Annotated in this window: 19 protein-coding genes; 15 read left to right on the top strand and 4 right to left on the bottom strand. The window is 38.3% G+C overall.

Annotated elements, in window-relative coordinates:
* Positions 1–119 precede the first annotated feature (119 nt).
* The 6 genes from pyk to LI241_RS00300 all read left to right on the top strand — a co-directional run bounded on the left by pyk (position 120) and on the right by LI241_RS00300 (position 7478).
* Positions 120–1136 (top strand): pyruvate kinase, encoded by a 1017-nt coding sequence (pyk, locus tag LI241_RS00275; protein ID WP_008689121.1) that lies wholly within the window; start codon positions 120–122, stop codon positions 1134–1136.
* Positions 1137–1525: 389 nt separating this feature from the next.
* Positions 1526–3214, top strand: a complete 1689-nt coding sequence (gene leuA, locus LI241_RS00280) for a 2-isopropylmalate synthase (RefSeq protein ID WP_008689120.1) — start codon at positions 1526–1528, stop codon at positions 3212–3214.
* 215 nt (positions 3215–3429) lie between these two features.
* Positions 3430–4692 (top strand): 3-isopropylmalate dehydratase large subunit, encoded by a 1263-nt coding sequence (leuC, locus tag LI241_RS00285; RefSeq protein WP_008689119.1) that lies wholly within the window; start codon positions 3430–3432, stop codon positions 4690–4692.
* 3 nt (positions 4693–4695) lie between these two features.
* Complete coding sequence (gene leuD, locus LI241_RS00290; RefSeq protein WP_008689117.1) at positions 4696–5187, top strand: 3-isopropylmalate dehydratase small subunit; 492 nt, start codon at positions 4696–4698, stop codon at positions 5185–5187.
* Complete coding sequence (gene leuB, locus LI241_RS00295; protein ID WP_227150890.1) at positions 5184–6263, top strand: 3-isopropylmalate dehydrogenase; 1080 nt, start codon at positions 5184–5186, stop codon at positions 6261–6263. The genes leuD and leuB overlap by 4 nt, the downstream gene beginning before the upstream one ends.
* Positions 6264–6332: 69 nt before the next feature.
* Positions 6333–7478, top strand: a complete 1146-nt coding sequence (locus LI241_RS00300) for an amidohydrolase (protein WP_008689113.1) — start codon at positions 6333–6335, stop codon at positions 7476–7478.
* A gap of 257 nt (positions 7479–7735) precedes the next feature.
* Here the strand turns inward: LI241_RS00300 and LI241_RS00305 are convergent, their stop codons facing one another.
* A complete protein-coding gene (locus tag LI241_RS00305; protein ID WP_008689111.1) occupies positions 7736–8203 on the bottom strand; it encodes a transcription factor in 468 nt (155 codons plus the stop codon).
* 79 nt (positions 8204–8282) lie between these two features.
* Positions 8283–9167, bottom strand: a complete 885-nt coding sequence (locus tag LI241_RS00310; RefSeq protein ID WP_008689109.1) for a LysR family transcriptional regulator — start codon at positions 9165–9167, stop codon at positions 8283–8285.
* Positions 9168–9267: 100 nt separating this feature from the next.
* Between LI241_RS00310 and LI241_RS00315 the strand changes: the two genes are divergently transcribed.
* The 6 genes from LI241_RS00315 (at position 9268) to LI241_RS00340 (ending at position 14107) form a co-directional block, all read left to right on the top strand.
* Positions 9268–9834, top strand: coding sequence for a chromate transporter (locus LI241_RS00315; RefSeq protein ID WP_008689107.1), 567 nt, complete (start codon positions 9268–9270; stop codon positions 9832–9834).
* Positions 9831–10394 carry a chromate transporter gene (locus LI241_RS00320; protein ID WP_008689105.1) on the top strand — a complete coding sequence of 188 codons (564 nt, stop codon included), beginning with the start codon at positions 9831–9833 and terminating at the stop codon, positions 10392–10394. Before LI241_RS00315 ends, LI241_RS00320 begins: the two co-directional genes overlap by 4 nt.
* Before the next feature lie 145 nt (positions 10395–10539).
* On the top strand, positions 10540–10863 hold the full coding sequence (locus tag LI241_RS00325; RefSeq protein WP_008689103.1) for a hypothetical protein: 324 nt from the start codon (positions 10540–10542) through the stop codon (positions 10861–10863).
* 133 nt (positions 10864–10996) lie between these two features.
* Complete coding sequence (locus LI241_RS00330; RefSeq protein WP_008689101.1) at positions 10997–11716, top strand: polyphosphate polymerase domain-containing protein; 720 nt, start codon at positions 10997–10999, stop codon at positions 11714–11716.
* The gene (locus LI241_RS00335) at positions 11698–12372 is read left to right on the top strand and encodes a DUF4956 domain-containing protein (RefSeq protein WP_008689099.1); all 675 of its coding nucleotides are present in this window, start codon (positions 11698–11700) and stop codon (positions 12370–12372) included. Before LI241_RS00330 ends, LI241_RS00335 begins: the two co-directional genes overlap by 19 nt.
* Complete coding sequence (locus LI241_RS00340; RefSeq protein WP_008689098.1) at positions 12362–14107, top strand: carbohydrate-binding domain-containing protein; 1746 nt, start codon at positions 12362–12364, stop codon at positions 14105–14107. The genes LI241_RS00335 and LI241_RS00340 overlap by 11 nt, the downstream gene beginning before the upstream one ends.
* Before the next feature lie 49 nt (positions 14108–14156).
* Here LI241_RS00340 and LI241_RS00345 read toward each other — a convergent pair whose 3' ends face one another.
* Entirely contained in the window at positions 14157–14615 is a 459-nt protein-coding gene (locus LI241_RS00345; RefSeq protein WP_008689096.1) for a GNAT family N-acetyltransferase, read from the bottom strand.
* The gene (locus tag LI241_RS00350; protein WP_008689094.1) at positions 14605–15990 is read right to left on the bottom strand and encodes a CCA tRNA nucleotidyltransferase; all 1386 of its coding nucleotides are present in this window, start codon (positions 15988–15990) and stop codon (positions 14605–14607) included. The genes LI241_RS00345 and LI241_RS00350 overlap by 11 nt, the downstream gene beginning before the upstream one ends.
* 56 nt (positions 15991–16046) lie before the next feature.
* Here LI241_RS00350 and LI241_RS00355 point away from each other — a divergent pair, with 56 nt between their 5' ends.
* The 3 genes from LI241_RS00355 (at position 16047) to LI241_RS00365 (ending at position 17961) form a co-directional block, all read left to right on the top strand.
* Positions 16047–16610 (top strand): class I SAM-dependent methyltransferase, encoded by a 564-nt coding sequence (locus LI241_RS00355; protein WP_008689092.1) that lies wholly within the window; start codon positions 16047–16049, stop codon positions 16608–16610.
* Entirely contained in the window at positions 16607–17245 is a 639-nt protein-coding gene (locus LI241_RS00360) for an HAD family phosphatase (protein WP_227150888.1), read from the top strand. The genes LI241_RS00355 and LI241_RS00360 overlap by 4 nt, the downstream gene beginning before the upstream one ends.
* A 176-nt stretch (positions 17246–17421) precedes the next feature.
* The gene (locus LI241_RS00365) at positions 17422–17961 is read left to right on the top strand and encodes a flavodoxin family protein (protein ID WP_008689088.1); all 540 of its coding nucleotides are present in this window, start codon (positions 17422–17424) and stop codon (positions 17959–17961) included.
* Positions 17962–18002: the final 41 nt, after the last annotated feature.

Consider the following 18002-nt stretch of genomic DNA (forward strand, 5'->3'; position numbering starts at 1 on the left):
ACACGGTAAGTGATACTAGGTGGTATCGTTCACGTTTATGATATAGATTCATAAAAAATCTAATAGTTATTTTTGAGCGGCTTTGTTATAATGTAAAAAAAGAAATAGTGTGAGGGTATATGGAAAAATTAGAAATTTATGGTACATTAGGTCCAGCATGTGCAAACAAAGAAATACTGAAACAGATGTTTTTCAGTGGTATGAATGGTATTCGATTGAATTTATCACATGTGAATTTAACAGATAGTCAAGAATGGCTGACAATCTTACATGAGGCCGCAGGAGAAGCAAATGTGGAACCAAAACTGTTGATCGATATGAAAGGGCCGGAATTGCGTATAGGAAAATTAGATAAGCCTATACATTTAATCGAAGGAGGTATCGTTTGTTTGGGAACAGAAATAGCAGTTCCTGAACAAGTTTATGGACATGTACCGGTTGGGCAAAGGATTTTATTAGACGATGGTAAATTCTTATTGGAAGTGCAGGAAGTAAAAGGAAAAAATATTATTTGTAAGGTTCTTCATGGTGGTGAACTCACTTCTAGAAAATCTTTGGCACTGCCGCATCAGCATATCCAGATGCCGGTTTTGACACCAAGTGATATGGAAAATCTGCGCCTGGCTAAAAAATATGGAATTACGGGTATTATGCAGCCTTTTGTCAGAAATGCAGAAGATTTAAAAGCATTGAAACAAATAGTGAGAGAATTGGATGCGGAATCTTTAGAAATTTATGCAAAGATTGAAAACATGGATGGAGTCAGACATTTAACAGAATTGCTGCCCTATTGCGATCATATTGTGATAGCACGTGGAGATTTAGGCAATGCCATGCCATTGTATGAATTGCCGATGGTACAAAAACATATCCAGGATATTTGTCATGCTTATCATAAGCCTTATATGGTCGTAACACAGATGTTGCATTCTATGATGACACAACCAACGCCTACACGCTCTGAGGTGAGTGATATTTTTTATGCGGTATATCATGGTGCATCTGGAATTATGCTGACAGGAGAAACAGCAGCTGGAGCTTATCCGAAAGAAGCTATGTCATTTTTTGCACAAACGGCACGTTCGGCTCAAAACGTATTGAAAAGGGAAGCAGCAAATCAGAAAATTCAACATTGAAAATATTTTCAGAAAAAAATTAAATGAAATTTACTTTTTCTGTTGACATTTTACATAGAATGATATATCCTTTTGGTAATGATGAAATAGCATTGATCGGGACCAGATGAAAGATACGTCACACCGTAGAGAATTGCCGGCTGGTGAAAGGCATGTGGACACTGGAATCAACTCACCCGTGAGCTGTGATCTGAACATGCATTGCATAAGTAAGCATCACCGGGACTGCTCTACCGTTATCATTGAGCTCTTATTCAACAGGATAAGAACTAAGTGGATGAGTGTTCATCAAGTGAAGTGGTACCGCGGATAAAGCAGACAGCTTTCCGTCTTCAAAATAAGAAGATGGAAGGCTTTTTTATTACAAGGTAGAAAGAGGAGGACATCACATGGAAGGATATCAAAAGTACAAACGGCAATATTATATGCCTCCAACGGATTGTATGGATTGGACCAAAAAAGAATATATTGAGAAAGCACCAACATGGTGCAGTGTTGATTTACGAGATGGCAATCAAGCATTGATCGTGCCAATGAGCTTAGATGAAAAACTGGATTTCTTTGAATTACTAGTAGAAATTGGTTTTAAAGAAATTGAAATTGGCTTTCCTGCAGCCTCACAAACCGAATTTGAATTCTTACGGAAACTTATCGATGAGAACCGCATTCCAGAGGATGTTACGATCCAGGTGCTGACACAAGCACGTGAGCATATCATCCGCCGTACCTTTGAAGCAGTGAAAGGTGCAAAAAATGCTGTGATTCATTTATACAATTCCACATCTTATGCACAAAGGGAACAGGTGTTTAAGAAAAGCAAAGAAGAAGTATTAAAGATTGCGGTAGAAGGGGCAAAACTGTTAAAACAGCTGACCGAAGAAGATGGTGGAAATTATCGCTTTGAATATTCTCCGGAAAGCTTTACAGGAACCGAAGTCGATTATGCTTTAAAAGTATGCAATGCGGTCTTGGACGTTTGGCAGCCTACAGCGGATAACAAGGTTATCATTAATCTTCCGGTAACCGTGGAAATGAGCATGCCACATGTGTATGCCAGTCAAATCGAATACATGTGTAAGCATATGAACTATCGGGAAAATGTTGTGGTTTCCCTTCATCCGCATAATGATCGTGGCTGTGGTGTTGCGGATACAGAGATGGGTATTTTAGCAGGTGCTGATCGTATTGAAGGTACCTTATTCGGTAATGGCGAACGTACTGGAAATGTCGATATTGTCACTTTAGCAATGAATATGTATGCGATGGGAGTCGATCCTGAATTGGATTTTTCAAATATGCCTCATATCGTTGAGGTATATGAAGCCTGTACACGCATGAAAGTCGGTATGCGTCAGCCTTATGCCGGGCAATTGGTATTTGCGGCATTCTCCGGTTCACATCAGGATGCTATTGCGAAAGGGATGCATTATCGCGATGCCAAAGACCCACAACACTGGACCGTTCCATATTTGCCAATTGATCCAAGAGATGTCGGCAGAGTGTATGAGACAGATGTCATTCGCATCAATTCACAAAGTGGCAAAGGCGGCGTTGGTTATATGCTGGAAGAATATTATGGCTATGAACTTCCAAATGATATGCGAGAAGAAGTTGGCTATTTCATGAAGAATGTGAGCGATCATGAACATAAGGAATTGCTGCCAAATGAAATCAATGATTTATTCCAAAAAGAATATATGAATGTGAATGCACCTTATGCGTTAAACGATTATCATTTTATAAGGGAAAATGATAAAGTTACTTGTACGATGAACATCACCTATGAAGGGATGAATCGATACATTACCGGTGTTGGAAATGGACGTTTAGATGCTGCTAGCAACGCTTTGCGTGATAACATGAATCTAACATTTGATATCTTAGATTATAAAGAACATGCCTTAAGCAAGGGATCTACTTCTAAGGCAGTATCTTATGTCAAAATCATTGACTGTCGCCAAAAGAACCAATGGGGTGTCGGTTTACATGAGGATATTATCGCTTCCAGTGTGAAGGCCTTATTTGCGGCTATTAATCGAGCTGTTATACAAAAACGAGCAACACAACAACAGAACTAGGGGAAATTGATTAACTACAGTAAAGGGTTGTCTCTGATAAGGGGATAGTAAAGATTCTAATAAGAAAAGATAGAGACAATAGAGCCATCTGCATAAGGATTGGCTTCGCGTATGAAAACATACAAGCAAGAATAATACAAAAGTTTTATATCATAGTGAACAAAAAGACGATATTTCAATGTACTTCATGTACATCGTGTAGGAGGTAAAACAAAATGGGTATGACAATGACACAAAAGATCTTAGCAGAGCATGCACATGTTGCTGAGGTCAAAGCCGGACAACTGATTGAAGTTGATCTTGATATGGTATTAGGGAATGATATCACATCACCGGTTGCTATTAAAGAATTTGAGAAGTATGGATTTGAACAGGTATTTGATCCTGGTAGGGTGACGATGGTGATGGATCACTTCGCGCCGAACAAGGATATTAAAGCTGCGCAGCAATGTAAAGCTTGCCGTACCTTCGCATACGCAAAGAACATCAAACACTTTTATGATGTAGGCGAAATGGGCATTGAACATGCGTTATTGCCAGAAAAAGGCATCGTCGGTCCTGGAGAATGTATCATTGGAGCAGATTCACACACATGTACGTATGGAGCTTTAAATGCATTTTCAACAGGTGTAGGCAGTACCGATATGGCAGCCGGTATGGCAACGGGCAAATGTTGGTTTAAAATTCCTGAAGCGATCAAGTTTGATTTGCGTGGGAAATTAGCGCCGAATGTCAGTGGGAAGGATGTCATACTTCATATCATCGGAATGATTGGTGTAGATGGTGCTTTATATAAGTCTATGGAATTTAGCGGTGTTGGTTTGCGAAATTTGACAATCGATGATCGCTTAGCGATGGCCAATATGGCAATTGAAGCAGGGGCAAAAAATGGTATCTTTGCCTATGATGAAATTACCGAAGCTTATGTGAAAGAGCGTGTTCATCGTCCATATAAAACATATGAAGCAGATAGTGATGCAGACTATGCAAACGTATATCATATTGATCTTAGTGCCATTAAACCGACAATTGCGTTTCCACATCTGCCAGAAAATACGAAAACGATGGAGGATATAAAAGAAAACATCGTCATTGATCAGGTCGTCATCGGTTCTTGTACGAACGGTCGCCTATCTGATATGGAAACAGCGGCAAAAATTCTAAAAGGAAAGCATGTGGCAAAAGGAGTACGTACGATTATCATACCGGCAACGCAAGCTATTTATAAAGAATGTATGAAACGTGGGTATATGGAAATCTTTATCGATGCTGGCTGTGTAGTATCAACACCAACCTGTGGCCCTTGTTTAGGCGGCTATATGGGAATCTTAGCTGAAGGGGAACGCTGTGTAGCAACGACAAATCGTAACTTTGTCGGACGTATGGGACATGTGGAATCTGAAGTATATCTGGCAAGTCCGGCAACGGCTGCGGCAAGTGCAATCGCCGGTCATATTGCTGTTTGGGAAGGAGAATAAAGGATGGAAACAAAAGGTTATGCACATAAATATGGTGATAATGTAGATACGGATGTTATCATTCCGGCACGTTATTTGAATACTAGTGATCCAAAAGAACTGGCCGAAAAATGTATGTGTGATATTGATGCGGATTTTGTAAATAAAGTAAAAGCCAACGATATTATGGTGGCAGGGTTTAATTTCGGTTGTGGATCTTCAAGAGAGCATGCACCAATTGCCATTAAGGCTAGTGGAATTTCCTGCGTGATTGCAAAAAGTTTTGCCCGTATCTTTTATCGCAACGCTATCAATATCGGCTTGCCGATATTAGAATGTCCGAAAGCCAGTGAGCGAATCGATACTGCGGATGAAATTGAAATTAATTTCGATACAGGTGAAATTATCAATCATACAAAAGGGGAAAGTTATCAAGCAGAACCATTTCCTGCTTTTATCCAAAACATTATGAAACATAATGGTTTGATGAATGCTATCAAGGAGGGGAAGGAATGAAAAAACATATCGCAGTAGTTCCCGGAGATGGAATAGGTCCGGAAATTGTAAAAGAAGCTATTAAAGTGTTAGATTGTATTGCTGAAAAGTATGATCATGAATTTACGTATACGCATGTCATTGCAGGTGGCTGTGCCATTGATCAATTTGGTAAAAGCCTACCAGAAGAAAGTCTGCAGCAATGTTTGAATTCTGATTCGGTTTTATTAGGCGCTGTTGGCGGTCCTAAATGGGATGATGTAGATCCTAGTATTCGTCCTGAAAAGGCCTTGTTGGGTATTCGTAAGGAATTGGGCTTGTATGCAAACTTACGTCCAGCTAAAATCTTTCCGCAACTTGCAGATGCATCGCCATTACGTCAGGATATTGTAGCAAAAGGTATTGATTTTATGGTCGTACGGGAGTTAATCGGTGGTGTATACTTTGGGGAAAAGAAGACAGAAGAAATCAATGGCGAACTTGTCGCAAGTGATTATATGAATTATGCGGAACATGAGATCCGCCGCATTGCCCATACGGCTTTCCAAACTGCCTGTAAACGTCATCATAAGGTCATATCTGTGGATAAAGCAAATGTATTAGATACCTCACGTTTATGGCGTAAGGTCGTACATGAAGTTGCCAAGGAATATCCCGATGTTGAGGTTGCGGATATGCTGGTAGATAATACGGCGATGCAAATCGTAAAAAATCCTGCGCAGTTTGATGTTGTCGTCACAGAAAATATGTTCGGTGATATCTTAAGTGATGAAGCAAGCATGATTACTGGTAGTATCGGTTTGATTCCAAGTGCATCTTTAGGGGATAGCAAGCGTGGTATGTATGAGCCAATCCATGGTTCTGCACCAGATATTGCAGGGCAAAATATTGCGAATCCGATCGGAACGATCTTAGCGGCAGGTATGATGTTGAAATATGCATTCGATTTAGATACGGAATATGCGCAAATAGAAAAAGCAGTAGAAGATGTATTAGCAGATGGCTATCGCACATCCGATATCATGGAAGACGGGAAAAAACATCTGTCTTGCAGCGAGATGGGAGATAAAATCGTCGAATATTTGAATAAGGCATAGGCAACTATGTCTTTTGTCATAAGAAGTATTAGGGTAATAAATAAGTTATAAATAAAAGGAGAATGGATAATGTTATTAAAAAATGCACAGATTTATACAATGGAAGAAGAACAGGTCATAAAAGGCGATATCTTAATTCAAAATGGGCGAATTGCGGCAATCGGGCATGTGGAAACGGAAGATGAAGTATGCATTGATTTGAATGGAAAACGCGTTTACCCGGGAATGGTAGAAGCTCATTGTCATTTAGGTATGGAAGAAAGTGCCATTCGCAGTGAAGGTAATGATGTAAATGAGAGCAGTGATCCTATCACACCGCAGGTAAGAGGCATTGATGGCTGCTATCCGTTGGATGAAACGATTGTAAATGCTCGTAATGCCGGTATTACAACAGTAGCGGCTGGTCCTGGAAGTGCCAATGTCATTGGCGGAACCTTTGTTGCATATAAGACGTATGGTGTCAGCATGGATGAAATGGCAATTAAAAATCCGGTCGCTATGAAATGTGCTTTTGGTGAAAATCCAAAACGTGTGTATCAGGATTCTCGTATCAAAACACGAATGAACGTAGCTGCTTTATTAAGAGAAACCTTATTTAAGACCAAGGAATATCTTGCAAGAAAAGAAGCAGCACAAGGGGATATCACGAAGATGCCTGCTTTTGACATGAAACTAGAAGCGATGATTCCGGTGATTCAGAGGGAACTGCCTTTAAAATGCCATGCCCATCGCTGTGATGATATCTTAACTGTTTTAAGAATTGCGAAAGAATTTGATATTAAGGTGACTTTGGATCATTGTACGGATGGGGAAATAATTAAGAAACAAATAAAAGACAGCGGTTTTGCGGCAATTGTTGGACCTTCCTTAACCCACAAATCAAAATATGAGTTAGCTAATAAATCTTTTAAAACACCTTATGAATTATATAAAGAAGGTATTCTGATTGCGATAACTACGGATTCTCCGGTAGTACCTCAGGAATATTTGCCATTGTGTGCAGGATTGGCGATGAAAGAAGGATTACCGGAAATAGAAGCAGTCAAGGCGATTACCATTAATGCAGCAAAAATATTAGGCTTGGATGAGCGCATTGGCAGCTTAAAGGTTGGTAAGGATGCAGATATGGTAATATGTGATGGTTCTATATTGGATCCGCAAACAACGGTATACCATACCATTATTGATGGGGAAATCGTTTATTCCAAGGCATAAGAAAGAACAGCAAGTAGAACTGTTATTACTTTACGTATTTGAGAGAATCACAGTATTTGAAAAATACATATCAATTTTGGAAGATGTTTTATTGTATTGATGATGTTAAAAGAACTATTTGTGAATGGGCTCATGAAGGGTAAATAACAAGCAAAAAGTGTAGATGATATAGGAAAAAAGAAGATTACAAGCTATTACATCATCAATTAAATAGCTTTGCTAATCTTCTTTTGCTTTGTCTCTTATTATCTTTCTTGTTATGAAGAAGCTTGTAGGGTGTTACTTAATACTTCTTTCCATTCTTTTAATTTCGGTGCGGTGATTTTAATCACATTTGCTTCTTTCGTTTCAACAATCAAAGCTTTTCCCAACAGACCGAATTTTCCATCACGTACTTCCTTTATCATTGTAATAGGAACCGAAACTACACCATAATTACTTGTAATTTTATTCATGATGGAAGCAGTGAGAACCGTGGAACGATTAAAACCCTCTAATTTTTCCGGTATGACAAGAAAGCGCTGATTCGTAAGTATGATCGTCGCATTTGCACTCATTTTTCCAAAAAATTGCTTATCCTCCATAGTATAAGTGCCTGGCGAATTTCTTATAATCTTTTCACTGTTTACCTTTATTAAATCAGTACCGCATACAGGACAATAGATGATTTCATCATTGGTATCATCAAGGGTGTATGCACAAATGGGACATGTAGTTGTTTTCATAAAGTATAAGACCTCCTATTTTCATTTTGTTTTATCACATTTTTAAGTATACCATAGGATACAGGCAGTATGAATATCATTATTGTAAGGTTGTTACCTGTAAAGCAATGTTGATGAAATCCTGCATGGCAGGAGTAACATATTTATTGTGATGATAGATAATGAAATATTTACGCTGCAGATTAATGTCTTCTACATACAGACGCTGGATGGATTGGTTTTGTAAGTCTTCTTTCACCATCTGATAGGGCAATATGGAAATGCCAAAGCCTCGTTGCACTCCTTTTACCAAAGCTCTGGTACTGGCACTTTCCCAAATAGGAGTGACATTCATATTGTAAAGCTGTAGGATAGAATCAATGACAGCTCTGGTACCACTGCTGCGTTCTCTTAACAAAAAAGGTTCTTGCAAGAGATCCGCAAAACTTAAATGTTCATGTTTGGTAAACGGATGCTCATTGGCACATAAGATGACCAGCTCATCTTGAAAGAAAGGTAATTTTTCTATGGATGGATGTGTTGGGATACCTTCTACCATTGCTAGATCTAATTCATTGTTTAAGATCTTACTTTCCAGCATAGCGCTTGTTTCAATTAAAACCTGACAGTTTCGTTTTGGATAATTTTGTTGATATTGGGCAAGAAAATCACATAGAAAAGAGTTCGCTATGGTGATACTAGAGCCAATATGCAATGGTTCATATTCACTGACACTTTGAATGGATTCCTCCATTTCATTGAATAAAGAGGTGATATGTGTTGCATACTTTAAAAGGCGTTCACCTTGTTCTGTGATATAAAGCTTGCGTGATATACGATCAAACAAGGTGATTTGATAGTATTCTTCCAATTCGCGAATGGCTAAGGATACGCTAGGCTGTGCAATGTGGAGCATAGCAGCAGCTTTTGTAACGCTGCCACATCTACAAACAGCCGCAAAGATGCGTAAGTGTCGTAATGTCATAAAAAAGCCCCTTTCATAATAAAATCTTATAAACTATATATGATAATACTATTTTCATTATAAACTAAGAAAGCATATAATAAAAGCAGAAGGTGATGGAATGGAAAGAAATTTTACTTTATATAGAAAATTGTTTACCTCAACATTTTATTTGAGTGCATTCACATTTGGTGGCGGTTATGTCATAGTTCCTTTGATGCGTAAGGAATTTGTGGAAAAGCTGAAATGGATTGATGAGAAAGAAATGATGGACATGGTAGCAATCGCCCAGTCCAGTCCTGGAGCGTTAGCAGTAAATGCATCTGTCATTATCGGATATCGCTGTGGTGGTGTCTTGGGGGCACTTGTTACTGTTTTTGGAACAATCTTGCCGCCTTTGATCATTCTTTCTGTAATTTCTTATTTTTATGAGGCCTTTGTATCCATTAAATGGATTCAGATCATGTTATTTGGTATGCAGGCAGGTGTTGCGGCTGTAATTTGCGATGTTGTTTGGACGATGGCAAAAGAAGTGGCGTCACAACCTCAGAAAATTTATATTGCCGTCATGTTAATAGCTTTTTTTGCGAATGTGGTATTGCATCTGCATTTGTTAATTATCATCATTGGCTGTGGAATTCTTGGTTTTCTAATTGAACGTTATGCGAAAAGGAGGCCAATTCAATGATTTATTTACAGTTATTGTTAAGCTTTTTACAGATCGGCTTGCTTAGTATTGGCGGTGGATATGCAGCTTTGCCAATCATCCAAAGTCAGGTTGTTGATTTACATCATTGGATCACGATGCGTGAGTTTGCGGATATTTTAACGATCTCACAAATGACGCCTGGTCCTATCGCTATCAATGGTGCTACGTTTGTCGGTACGAAAATAGCGGGCTTGCCCGGTGCTATCGTGGCAAGTGTCGGTGTGGTAATTCCTAGTTTCATCATTGTTTTAACCCTGGCATTTATCTATTATAAATATCGTCAGTTGGATACCATACAAGCGGTCTTAAAAGGCTTAAGACCAGCAGTTGTTGCCTTGATCGCCAGTGCAGGTTTATCATTAGCAATGTCAGCTTTCTGGCCGGATGGAAAAATGCAGTTAGCAACCATCAGCTGGGAAAGTGTTGGCTTGTTTGCTGTTGCTTTCTTTATCTTGCGCAAGTATAAAAAAAGTCCGATCGTCGTTATGTTTTTATGTGGTGTAGGTGCTGTACTACTTTCATTTTTTGGCATAAGTTAAGCATAAAGCTATTTAGAAGACTATTTATAGGAACGATAAGTTTATGACCTAAAGTAAATAAAAACTTTAGGTATTTTTTTATTGTTACATAGATATTGTCACAAAGTATTCTAAAATGAAACTATCAGAAAGGATGGCGATAGTTATGAAAGGTTTTCAGATACATACAAAAGCAGTACGAATGGAAGAGCATTTACAACAGGCGATGCGCATACGCACAGATATACAAATAAAGGAGCTAACAGATATTACGATGATCTATGATCGTCCGATTCAATTATGCGGTGATGTTTTAACGGTTTTAGAAAATCGGATAGACGATCCAAATGAGTTGGCAACGATACAAGATATCAAAAGGAAGTATTGTCGTTACCATAGCTATATTTTATCACAGCTGGATGAAGAAACCTTAGATGCTCTTTGTGAGGATCTAGCAAAACTTAGTAAGACGAATACGACGAAAGCATGACATCATGCTTTTTTTCATAGTTGTGTTGAAAGAAGCAAAAAGAACAAATGCAAACAGTATTTTCACATAATCTTCAGACAACAGCCATCTTTACATCGCTAAACTTCGATATGCTTAAGTGGAGGTGATGAGAATGAAACAACAGACGATTCAACGGGTAGAAAAGAAATATGTATTATCAACAGCTGTTTATGAAACGATCTTTACGCAGATAGCACCCTATCTTATGAAGGATATATATCCAACCAGTCATATTTATAATTTATATCTAGATGGAGATGATTATCATATGATTACAACTTCTATGCAGAAGCCGTTATATAAAGAAAAATTACGGTTGCGTAGTTATGCACCAATGAGCTTAAAAGATAATAGTATGGTTTTTTTGGAAATAAAGAAAAAATATAGACAAACCGTATGTAAGCGACGGTTAGAACTGCCTTTGCAGGAAGCCATGTATATGCTAGAACGACATGATCGAAAGGATTCACAGATTGCACGTGAATTGTGTTATGCACTAGCCTTTCATGCAGCTTTACCTAAAGTATATATCGCCTACGATCGATGCTCTTATGTAGGTAAGCAAGAACCAGGATTACGCATTACATTTGACAAACACATCAGAGGACGCATGCATAAGTTAAATTTACAGGATGAAGAAGGGACATTTCCTTTATTTGAAAAAGATCAAGTGCTGATGGAAATCAAAGCATGTGGAAGTTATCCCTTTTGGTTGGTAGAGGCTTTATCTAAGCTGCAGATTTATCCAACTTCTTTTTCTAAAGTTGCCAATATCGTAATGAAGGAAGCAAAACAGAAAGGTGGAAGACAAACATGTTTACAAGCATTTTAACAGATTTAAGTGAAGGATTAACGATAGGACAGGGAGTTATCTGTACCTTTAGTGCACTAGGTTTAGGCATTTTGATTGCTTTAGTTTATCGTATACAGCATGTGGCTTCGCGTAATTTTATGTTAACGCTGGCTATTTTACCTTCCTTGGTCCAGTTTGTTATCATGATGGTGAATGGAAATCTAGGTACTGGTGTTGCAGTTGTAGGAGCCTTTTCTTTGGTTCGTTTTCGATCAGTGCCTGGCAGCAGCCGTGAGATTACCTTTATCTTCTTTGCGATGTCCATCGGCTTAGCCATCGGTATGGGCTTTGTTAGTTTTGCTTTTTTTATGAGTTTATTGATATCTATATTTTCCATCGCTTTACAAAAAATCCCTTTATTAAAACCATCCACGCAGTTTAAAGAATTAAAGATCGTCATTCCTGAAGATTTAGATTACACAGAAGTTTTTACGGATATTTTAGCAACGTATACGAAGAAGCAAGAGTTAATACGGGTAAAGACCATGCAGTTAGGCTCCATGATTGAATTGCTATATGAGATAGAATTAAAGGATAGCATGATGGAAAAAGAAATGATTGACGCGATTCGGGTTAGAAATGGGAATTTAAGCGTAATCTGTGCAAGAAGACAGGTGAATGTAGATGAACTATAGAACAAAGAAAACCTTTTTATGTATCATGATGATATTATGCTTGAGTGGTTGTACACAATCACAAGAAGCAACAACGAAAAAAACAACATCCGCCACTAAAGAAACGACATCAAAGAAAAGCAGCTTAGATGTCTTTAAGGAAAATGATTATTACAGCGATTATCAAACGGAAGAAACAACGACCATTGCATTATCTTCCCAAACCACAGATGTCAAGATTACAAGTGCTGGTTGTTATGTTTTAGAAGGGAGTTTACAGAAGCACAGTATCATCGTAGATGCCAAGGAGAATGATGTAGTGCGTATTGTATTACAGAATGCTAGCATACAAAGTGCTTCTACAGCACCTATTTATGTAAAAAAGGCAAAGAAGGTCATACTATCCTTACCACAAGGAACTAAAAATAGTATAACTGACACGGATAGCTATGAAGTCAATACAGATAAAGAACCGACGGCAGCCATCTTTAGCAAGGCTGATTTGACCATCAATGGCAGTGGCGAATTACAGGTGAATGCCTCATATAAAAATGGTATTCAAAGCAAAGATAAACTGAAATTGCTAGATGCAAACTTACAGATAAGCGCAGCTAATGATGCAGTAAAAGGGAAAGATGCATTGTATATTTGCGATGGCACATATACGATCAAAGCCAATAAAGATGGATTCGTAACGACGAATCAGGAAAAAGGTGCCATGATCCTTGAAAAAGGAACTTTTCATATCACAGCAAAGCAAGATGGCATTCAGGCAGCTACGACCTTACGTATCTTAAATGGAACGTACACGATTGTAAGTGGTGAAGGAAGTGTTAATGAAGTGGCACAGAATCAGCAGCCTTGGGGTGATTTTAAGGATCATGAGGAGACAGATGAAAAAAGCAGTAAAGGTATGAAGAGTGGAAAAGCGATGCTTATTGAAAATGGTAGTTTCTCTATCAATGCCCATGATGATGCAATTCATAGCAATACGACAATACAAATAAAAAAAGGAACATTTACTTTAAAGAGTGATGATGATGGTATCCATGCGGATCAAAAGCTTACAATCGAGGATGGTACGCTCCAGGTGAAACAAAGCTATGAAGGCTTGGAAGCCTTACATATCGTTATTAAAGGTGGTAAAATTTCGGTATGTGCCAGCGATGATGGAATAAATGCAGCAGGAGAAGGCAATCCAGTATTGGAGATTTTCGGTGGATATACGTATGTCGATGCTTATGGCGATGGTGTGGATAGCAATCAGGATATCGTAATGGAAGATGGTACGTTGCTTATCATGGGACCTGATACTGGCGGGAATAGTGCTTTGGATTATGATGGCCGTTTTCAAATGAATGGTGGAACACTTATTGCCTTAGGCAGTAGTGGCATGGCAATGGCTCCATCTAGCAATAGTAAACAAAACAGTGTAATGCTTAATGTCGATGCTTCATTAGCGGCAGGAAAAGCCATATATTTAGAGGATGCTGATGGAAAGTTTGTGATAGGTGCAGTTCCTACGCGTACGATACAATCCATTGTTATTAGCTCTTCTGATATAAAGAAAAACGCTGTTTATCAAATCATGACAAATGGTACGGCAAATAAAAAGCGTGATATCATGGCAACGAATGCAACAAATGGTGACAAGCTTACCAGTTTAACGATAGAAGAAACCATTACCACTTATGGAAACAGTGGTATGATGGGAAAGCCCAGTGGTGGTATGCCTCCAAGGGGCGGAAGACCATAAAAAAGCAGATAATAAAAAAGGAAAAAGAAAAAGCTGATAAACAGCTTCATTACGAAAATAGATTTAATTTATAAATATCACAATGATCTATATGATCAATAAAACGGAAATGGTTTTTAAGGGCTATGCGCTTTGTTGATTCCTGTTCTGGAACACATTCAATAACTAAGTTTTTCCTTTTTTGCTTAGCATCGCATAGCATAGCTTCGGTCAATTCTTGTGCATAACCTTTTCGCCATTCTGTTTTATACAATACCCACCCTATTTCATAACTGCTTTCATCATACGGGTGATAGATGATGTATCCAATTAAATTTCCACACATATCTTCTACTGCGAAGATAAGCGGATGTTTGTGTAAACCTGCTTCTTGTAAAAACTGTTCTGTTCTTTTTAAAGTATATGGTTTTTCTAAATACCGCATAACCTCTTTATCGGAAAGTAATTTAAATAAATCCGCAAGATCATCTGGTTGAAATCTTCGGATATGTAATCTCTTAGTTTTCATAAGCATCTCCTATGTATTCACAAACGTTAAGGAATTCTGTTTTAATATATCTTTCTAAGATATCTTTTTCATTGCGTGATGGCTCCTCCAACACCCACTCATAAACTGCTTTTAATACATCGCCAATGGTTTTACCTTGAAAGCCAAGCTGTATGAGATCATGGCCATTGATTGCCAAATCTTTCATGCTTAGCATATCTTTCTCTTTTTCCATGATTGACAAAAGTCTTTGACAGCTTTTTATAATGACGATTTTTTCATCAGACTTTGTTCGATTTTTTGCCATATCATCTGCAAGCTGGATATCTAGAGCCTGTTTTGCCAAGGTGAAGTCATTGTGGAAATGAGCAACAAAGCGTCGTAAAGTAGAGCGCTTTTCATGCACATAGTAATCATGATAGCGAATAAACAGACATACGGTTTCAATCGTTTTGTTATCGTACTTTAAAGCTTTCATTTGCTCATATGCGATTTGTTCACTGACATAAGCATGCTTTTTGTAATGCGCAATGCCGTTATCATCAAAGCTTTCACAAGCAGGTTTGCCCCAATCATGAAAAATAATAGCAAGCTTACTTTCTAAGGGATATCCTTTGGTATGATTTAAAGCGATATCGGTGTGCTGAAACACATCGTAAATATGCCAAGGTGTTTTTTGTTCATGCCCATACAAAGCACTATAGCCTGGTAAGATTTCATCCAGTACATGGAAGTCGTATAACAGCTGTAAGGTATTTGCTTTTTCTCCCATTAACAAACGATTGAATTCTTCTCGAATACGCTCCTTGGAAACATAATGTAATAAGTTATGATTTTGCTGTATGGCTTTTCCGCACGCTTTATCAAGTGTGAAATCAAGGACACAGGAAAAGCGTAAAGCACGAAGCATACGCAAGGCATCTTCTTGAAACCGCGTGGTAGCATCACCTACGCAACGAATGCGTTTTTGTGCAATATCTTGTGCTCCATGAAAGGGATCGTAAAGGCCATAAGTAGGATCATAAGCAATGGCATTCATGGTGAAATCGCGACGTTTTAAATCTTCTTTTAGATCCTTTGTGAAGATGATTGCGCTAGGATGGCGATGATCATGATAAGTTTGTTCTATCCGATAGGTTGTGATTTCCACAGGTTCTTTGTTTACTAAAACTGTTATGGTGCCATGCTTGATGCCTGTAGGAATCACTTGATAACCTTTTGCGGCAAAAATCTGCATGGTTTCTTGGGGTAGGGCGTTGGTGGTGATATCATAATCATGCGTTTTACGTTGCATTAGCATATCACGAACACAGCCGCCAACAAAATAAGCTTCATAGCCAGCTTCCTTTAATATGGTTACAATCTTGATCATAGATGGTGGAATGTTATTTTTCATAGCTTTTACCTCAGGGTTATTATATAATGATATCGTTCAGGAAAAAAGGAGAAACAATGAAAAAAATAGTTGAAATGGCACATCAACTGATAGAAGAACATGTAGGTGAACATAGTATAGCAGTTGATTTTACGATGGGACAGGGCAATGATTTGCTGTTTCTTGCACAACTTTCTGACGTAAAGATTGTTCATGGTTTTGATATTCAAGAGGAAGCTGTGAAGATGAGTGAAGAAAAACTGAAAACAGCCGGACTTTTAGAAAAGGCAAAGCTACATCTTGTTGGGCATGAGCATTGTGATGCGTTTCTTGATGGTTATGATATCGGTATTTTTAATTTTGGTTATTTACCCCATGGAGATGAAACCATTACCACGATGCTAGATACCAGCAAGCTAGCGGTAGCAAAGGCTTTAAAGCTTTTACATAAACATGGCTTGCTAGTTTTGGTCGTGTATCCAGGACATGAACAGGGACAAAAAGAAAGTGCGTATTTTAACAGCTGGTGTGAAGAATTGGATGGACATTGTTTCAATGTATTGCAGATGCGTATGGTGAATCACAAACAAGCACCTTATATTTTAGCAATACAACGTATTAGGGAGGAAAAGAAGAAATGATAAAAGCAGTTATTTTTGATATGGATGGTGTGCTGGTGGATAGCGAACCAGAAAATTTAAGATTGTTAAAGGAGTTTATGGAAGGCTATAATGTGCATGCAGATGATGCATTTTTAGCTTTTTTAGTTGGCAGTTCTTATACCTTTACATGTGAGGAATGCATTCGTATCATGGAAAATGATTGGAGCGTAAAAGAATTCAGTGAAATTTATGAAGCCTATGCGGCTGAGCATCCATTTCGTTATGGCGAAGTCGGCAATCCTTATGTAAAAGAAACCTTGGATTGGTTAAAAGAACATGGATATAAAACCGCAGTCGCAAGCAGCAGTTTCTTATCACAGATTGAAGAGATGGAACAAGATTGTGGCTTGGATGGTTGTTTTGATGTGAAAATCAGTGGTGAGATGTTTGAAGAAAGCAAACCAAATCCGGAAATTTATTTGCATACGGCACAGGCTTTGGGAGTAAAACCAGCGGAATGTTTAGCCATCGAGGATTCTTCTTATGGTATCGAAGCGGCAAGACGTGCCGGAATGAAAGTCTTTGCGTATCGTGATGAACGCTACGGTGTTGATCAAAGCAAAGCAGACAGCATTATTGATGATATGCGTGATGTTGTAGCCTATTTGAAGTAAGTAGTGATAAATCAGGATTTAAGAAAACGTAGTATATTAGAGGATCGTGCATTGGGTATTGTCCTCTTTTTTTGGCTTATATGCTTTATAGGCATAGATTACTTTACCATTTAAGCATTTGTCTGGAATAGGAGTTGACTATATAATATGGATAAAGATACTATGGAGGTGTTTTAATGAAAAAAATCGTTATCTTATCAACAAGTCTTCGTCAAAACAGTAATTCAGATAGATTAGCAAAGGAATTCGCCAGAGGGGCTATCGAAGCGGGACATGAAGTTACCTATATTCGCCTGTTGGATAAAAATATCCATTTCTGTATCGGTTGTCTAGCTTGTCAGAAAAGTGGTGTCTGTGTGTTGCAAGATGATATGACATCTATTTTAGCGGCCATGAAAGCTGCAGATAGTATCGTATTTGCTACACCAATTTATTATTATGAGATGAGTGGGCAGATGAAAACCTTATTGGATCGCAGTAATCCACTATTTTCAGCGGAGTATCAATTCCGCGATATTTATTTACTAATGAGTGCTGCTGAAGAAGAGGAAGATATCATGGAGCGTACAGTACAAAGTCTTGGTGGTTGGATCGAGTGTTTTGATAAAACGGTTTTAAAAGGCGTTGTACGAGGTGTTGGAGTTACCGATGTCAATGAGATGAAGGAAAAAGAGGAATTTTTGTTGCAGGCATATAAGCTAGGAAAGCAGGCATAAAGTGACTTGACTTTCATGCTTATTAAAGAATGTATTCGGAT

The sequence above is a fragment of the Longicatena sp. 210702-DFI.1.196 genome, from assembly GCF_020563125.1.
Classification (GTDB): domain Bacteria; phylum Bacillota_I; class Bacilli_A; order Erysipelotrichales; family Erysipelotrichaceae; genus Longicatena; species Longicatena caecimuris.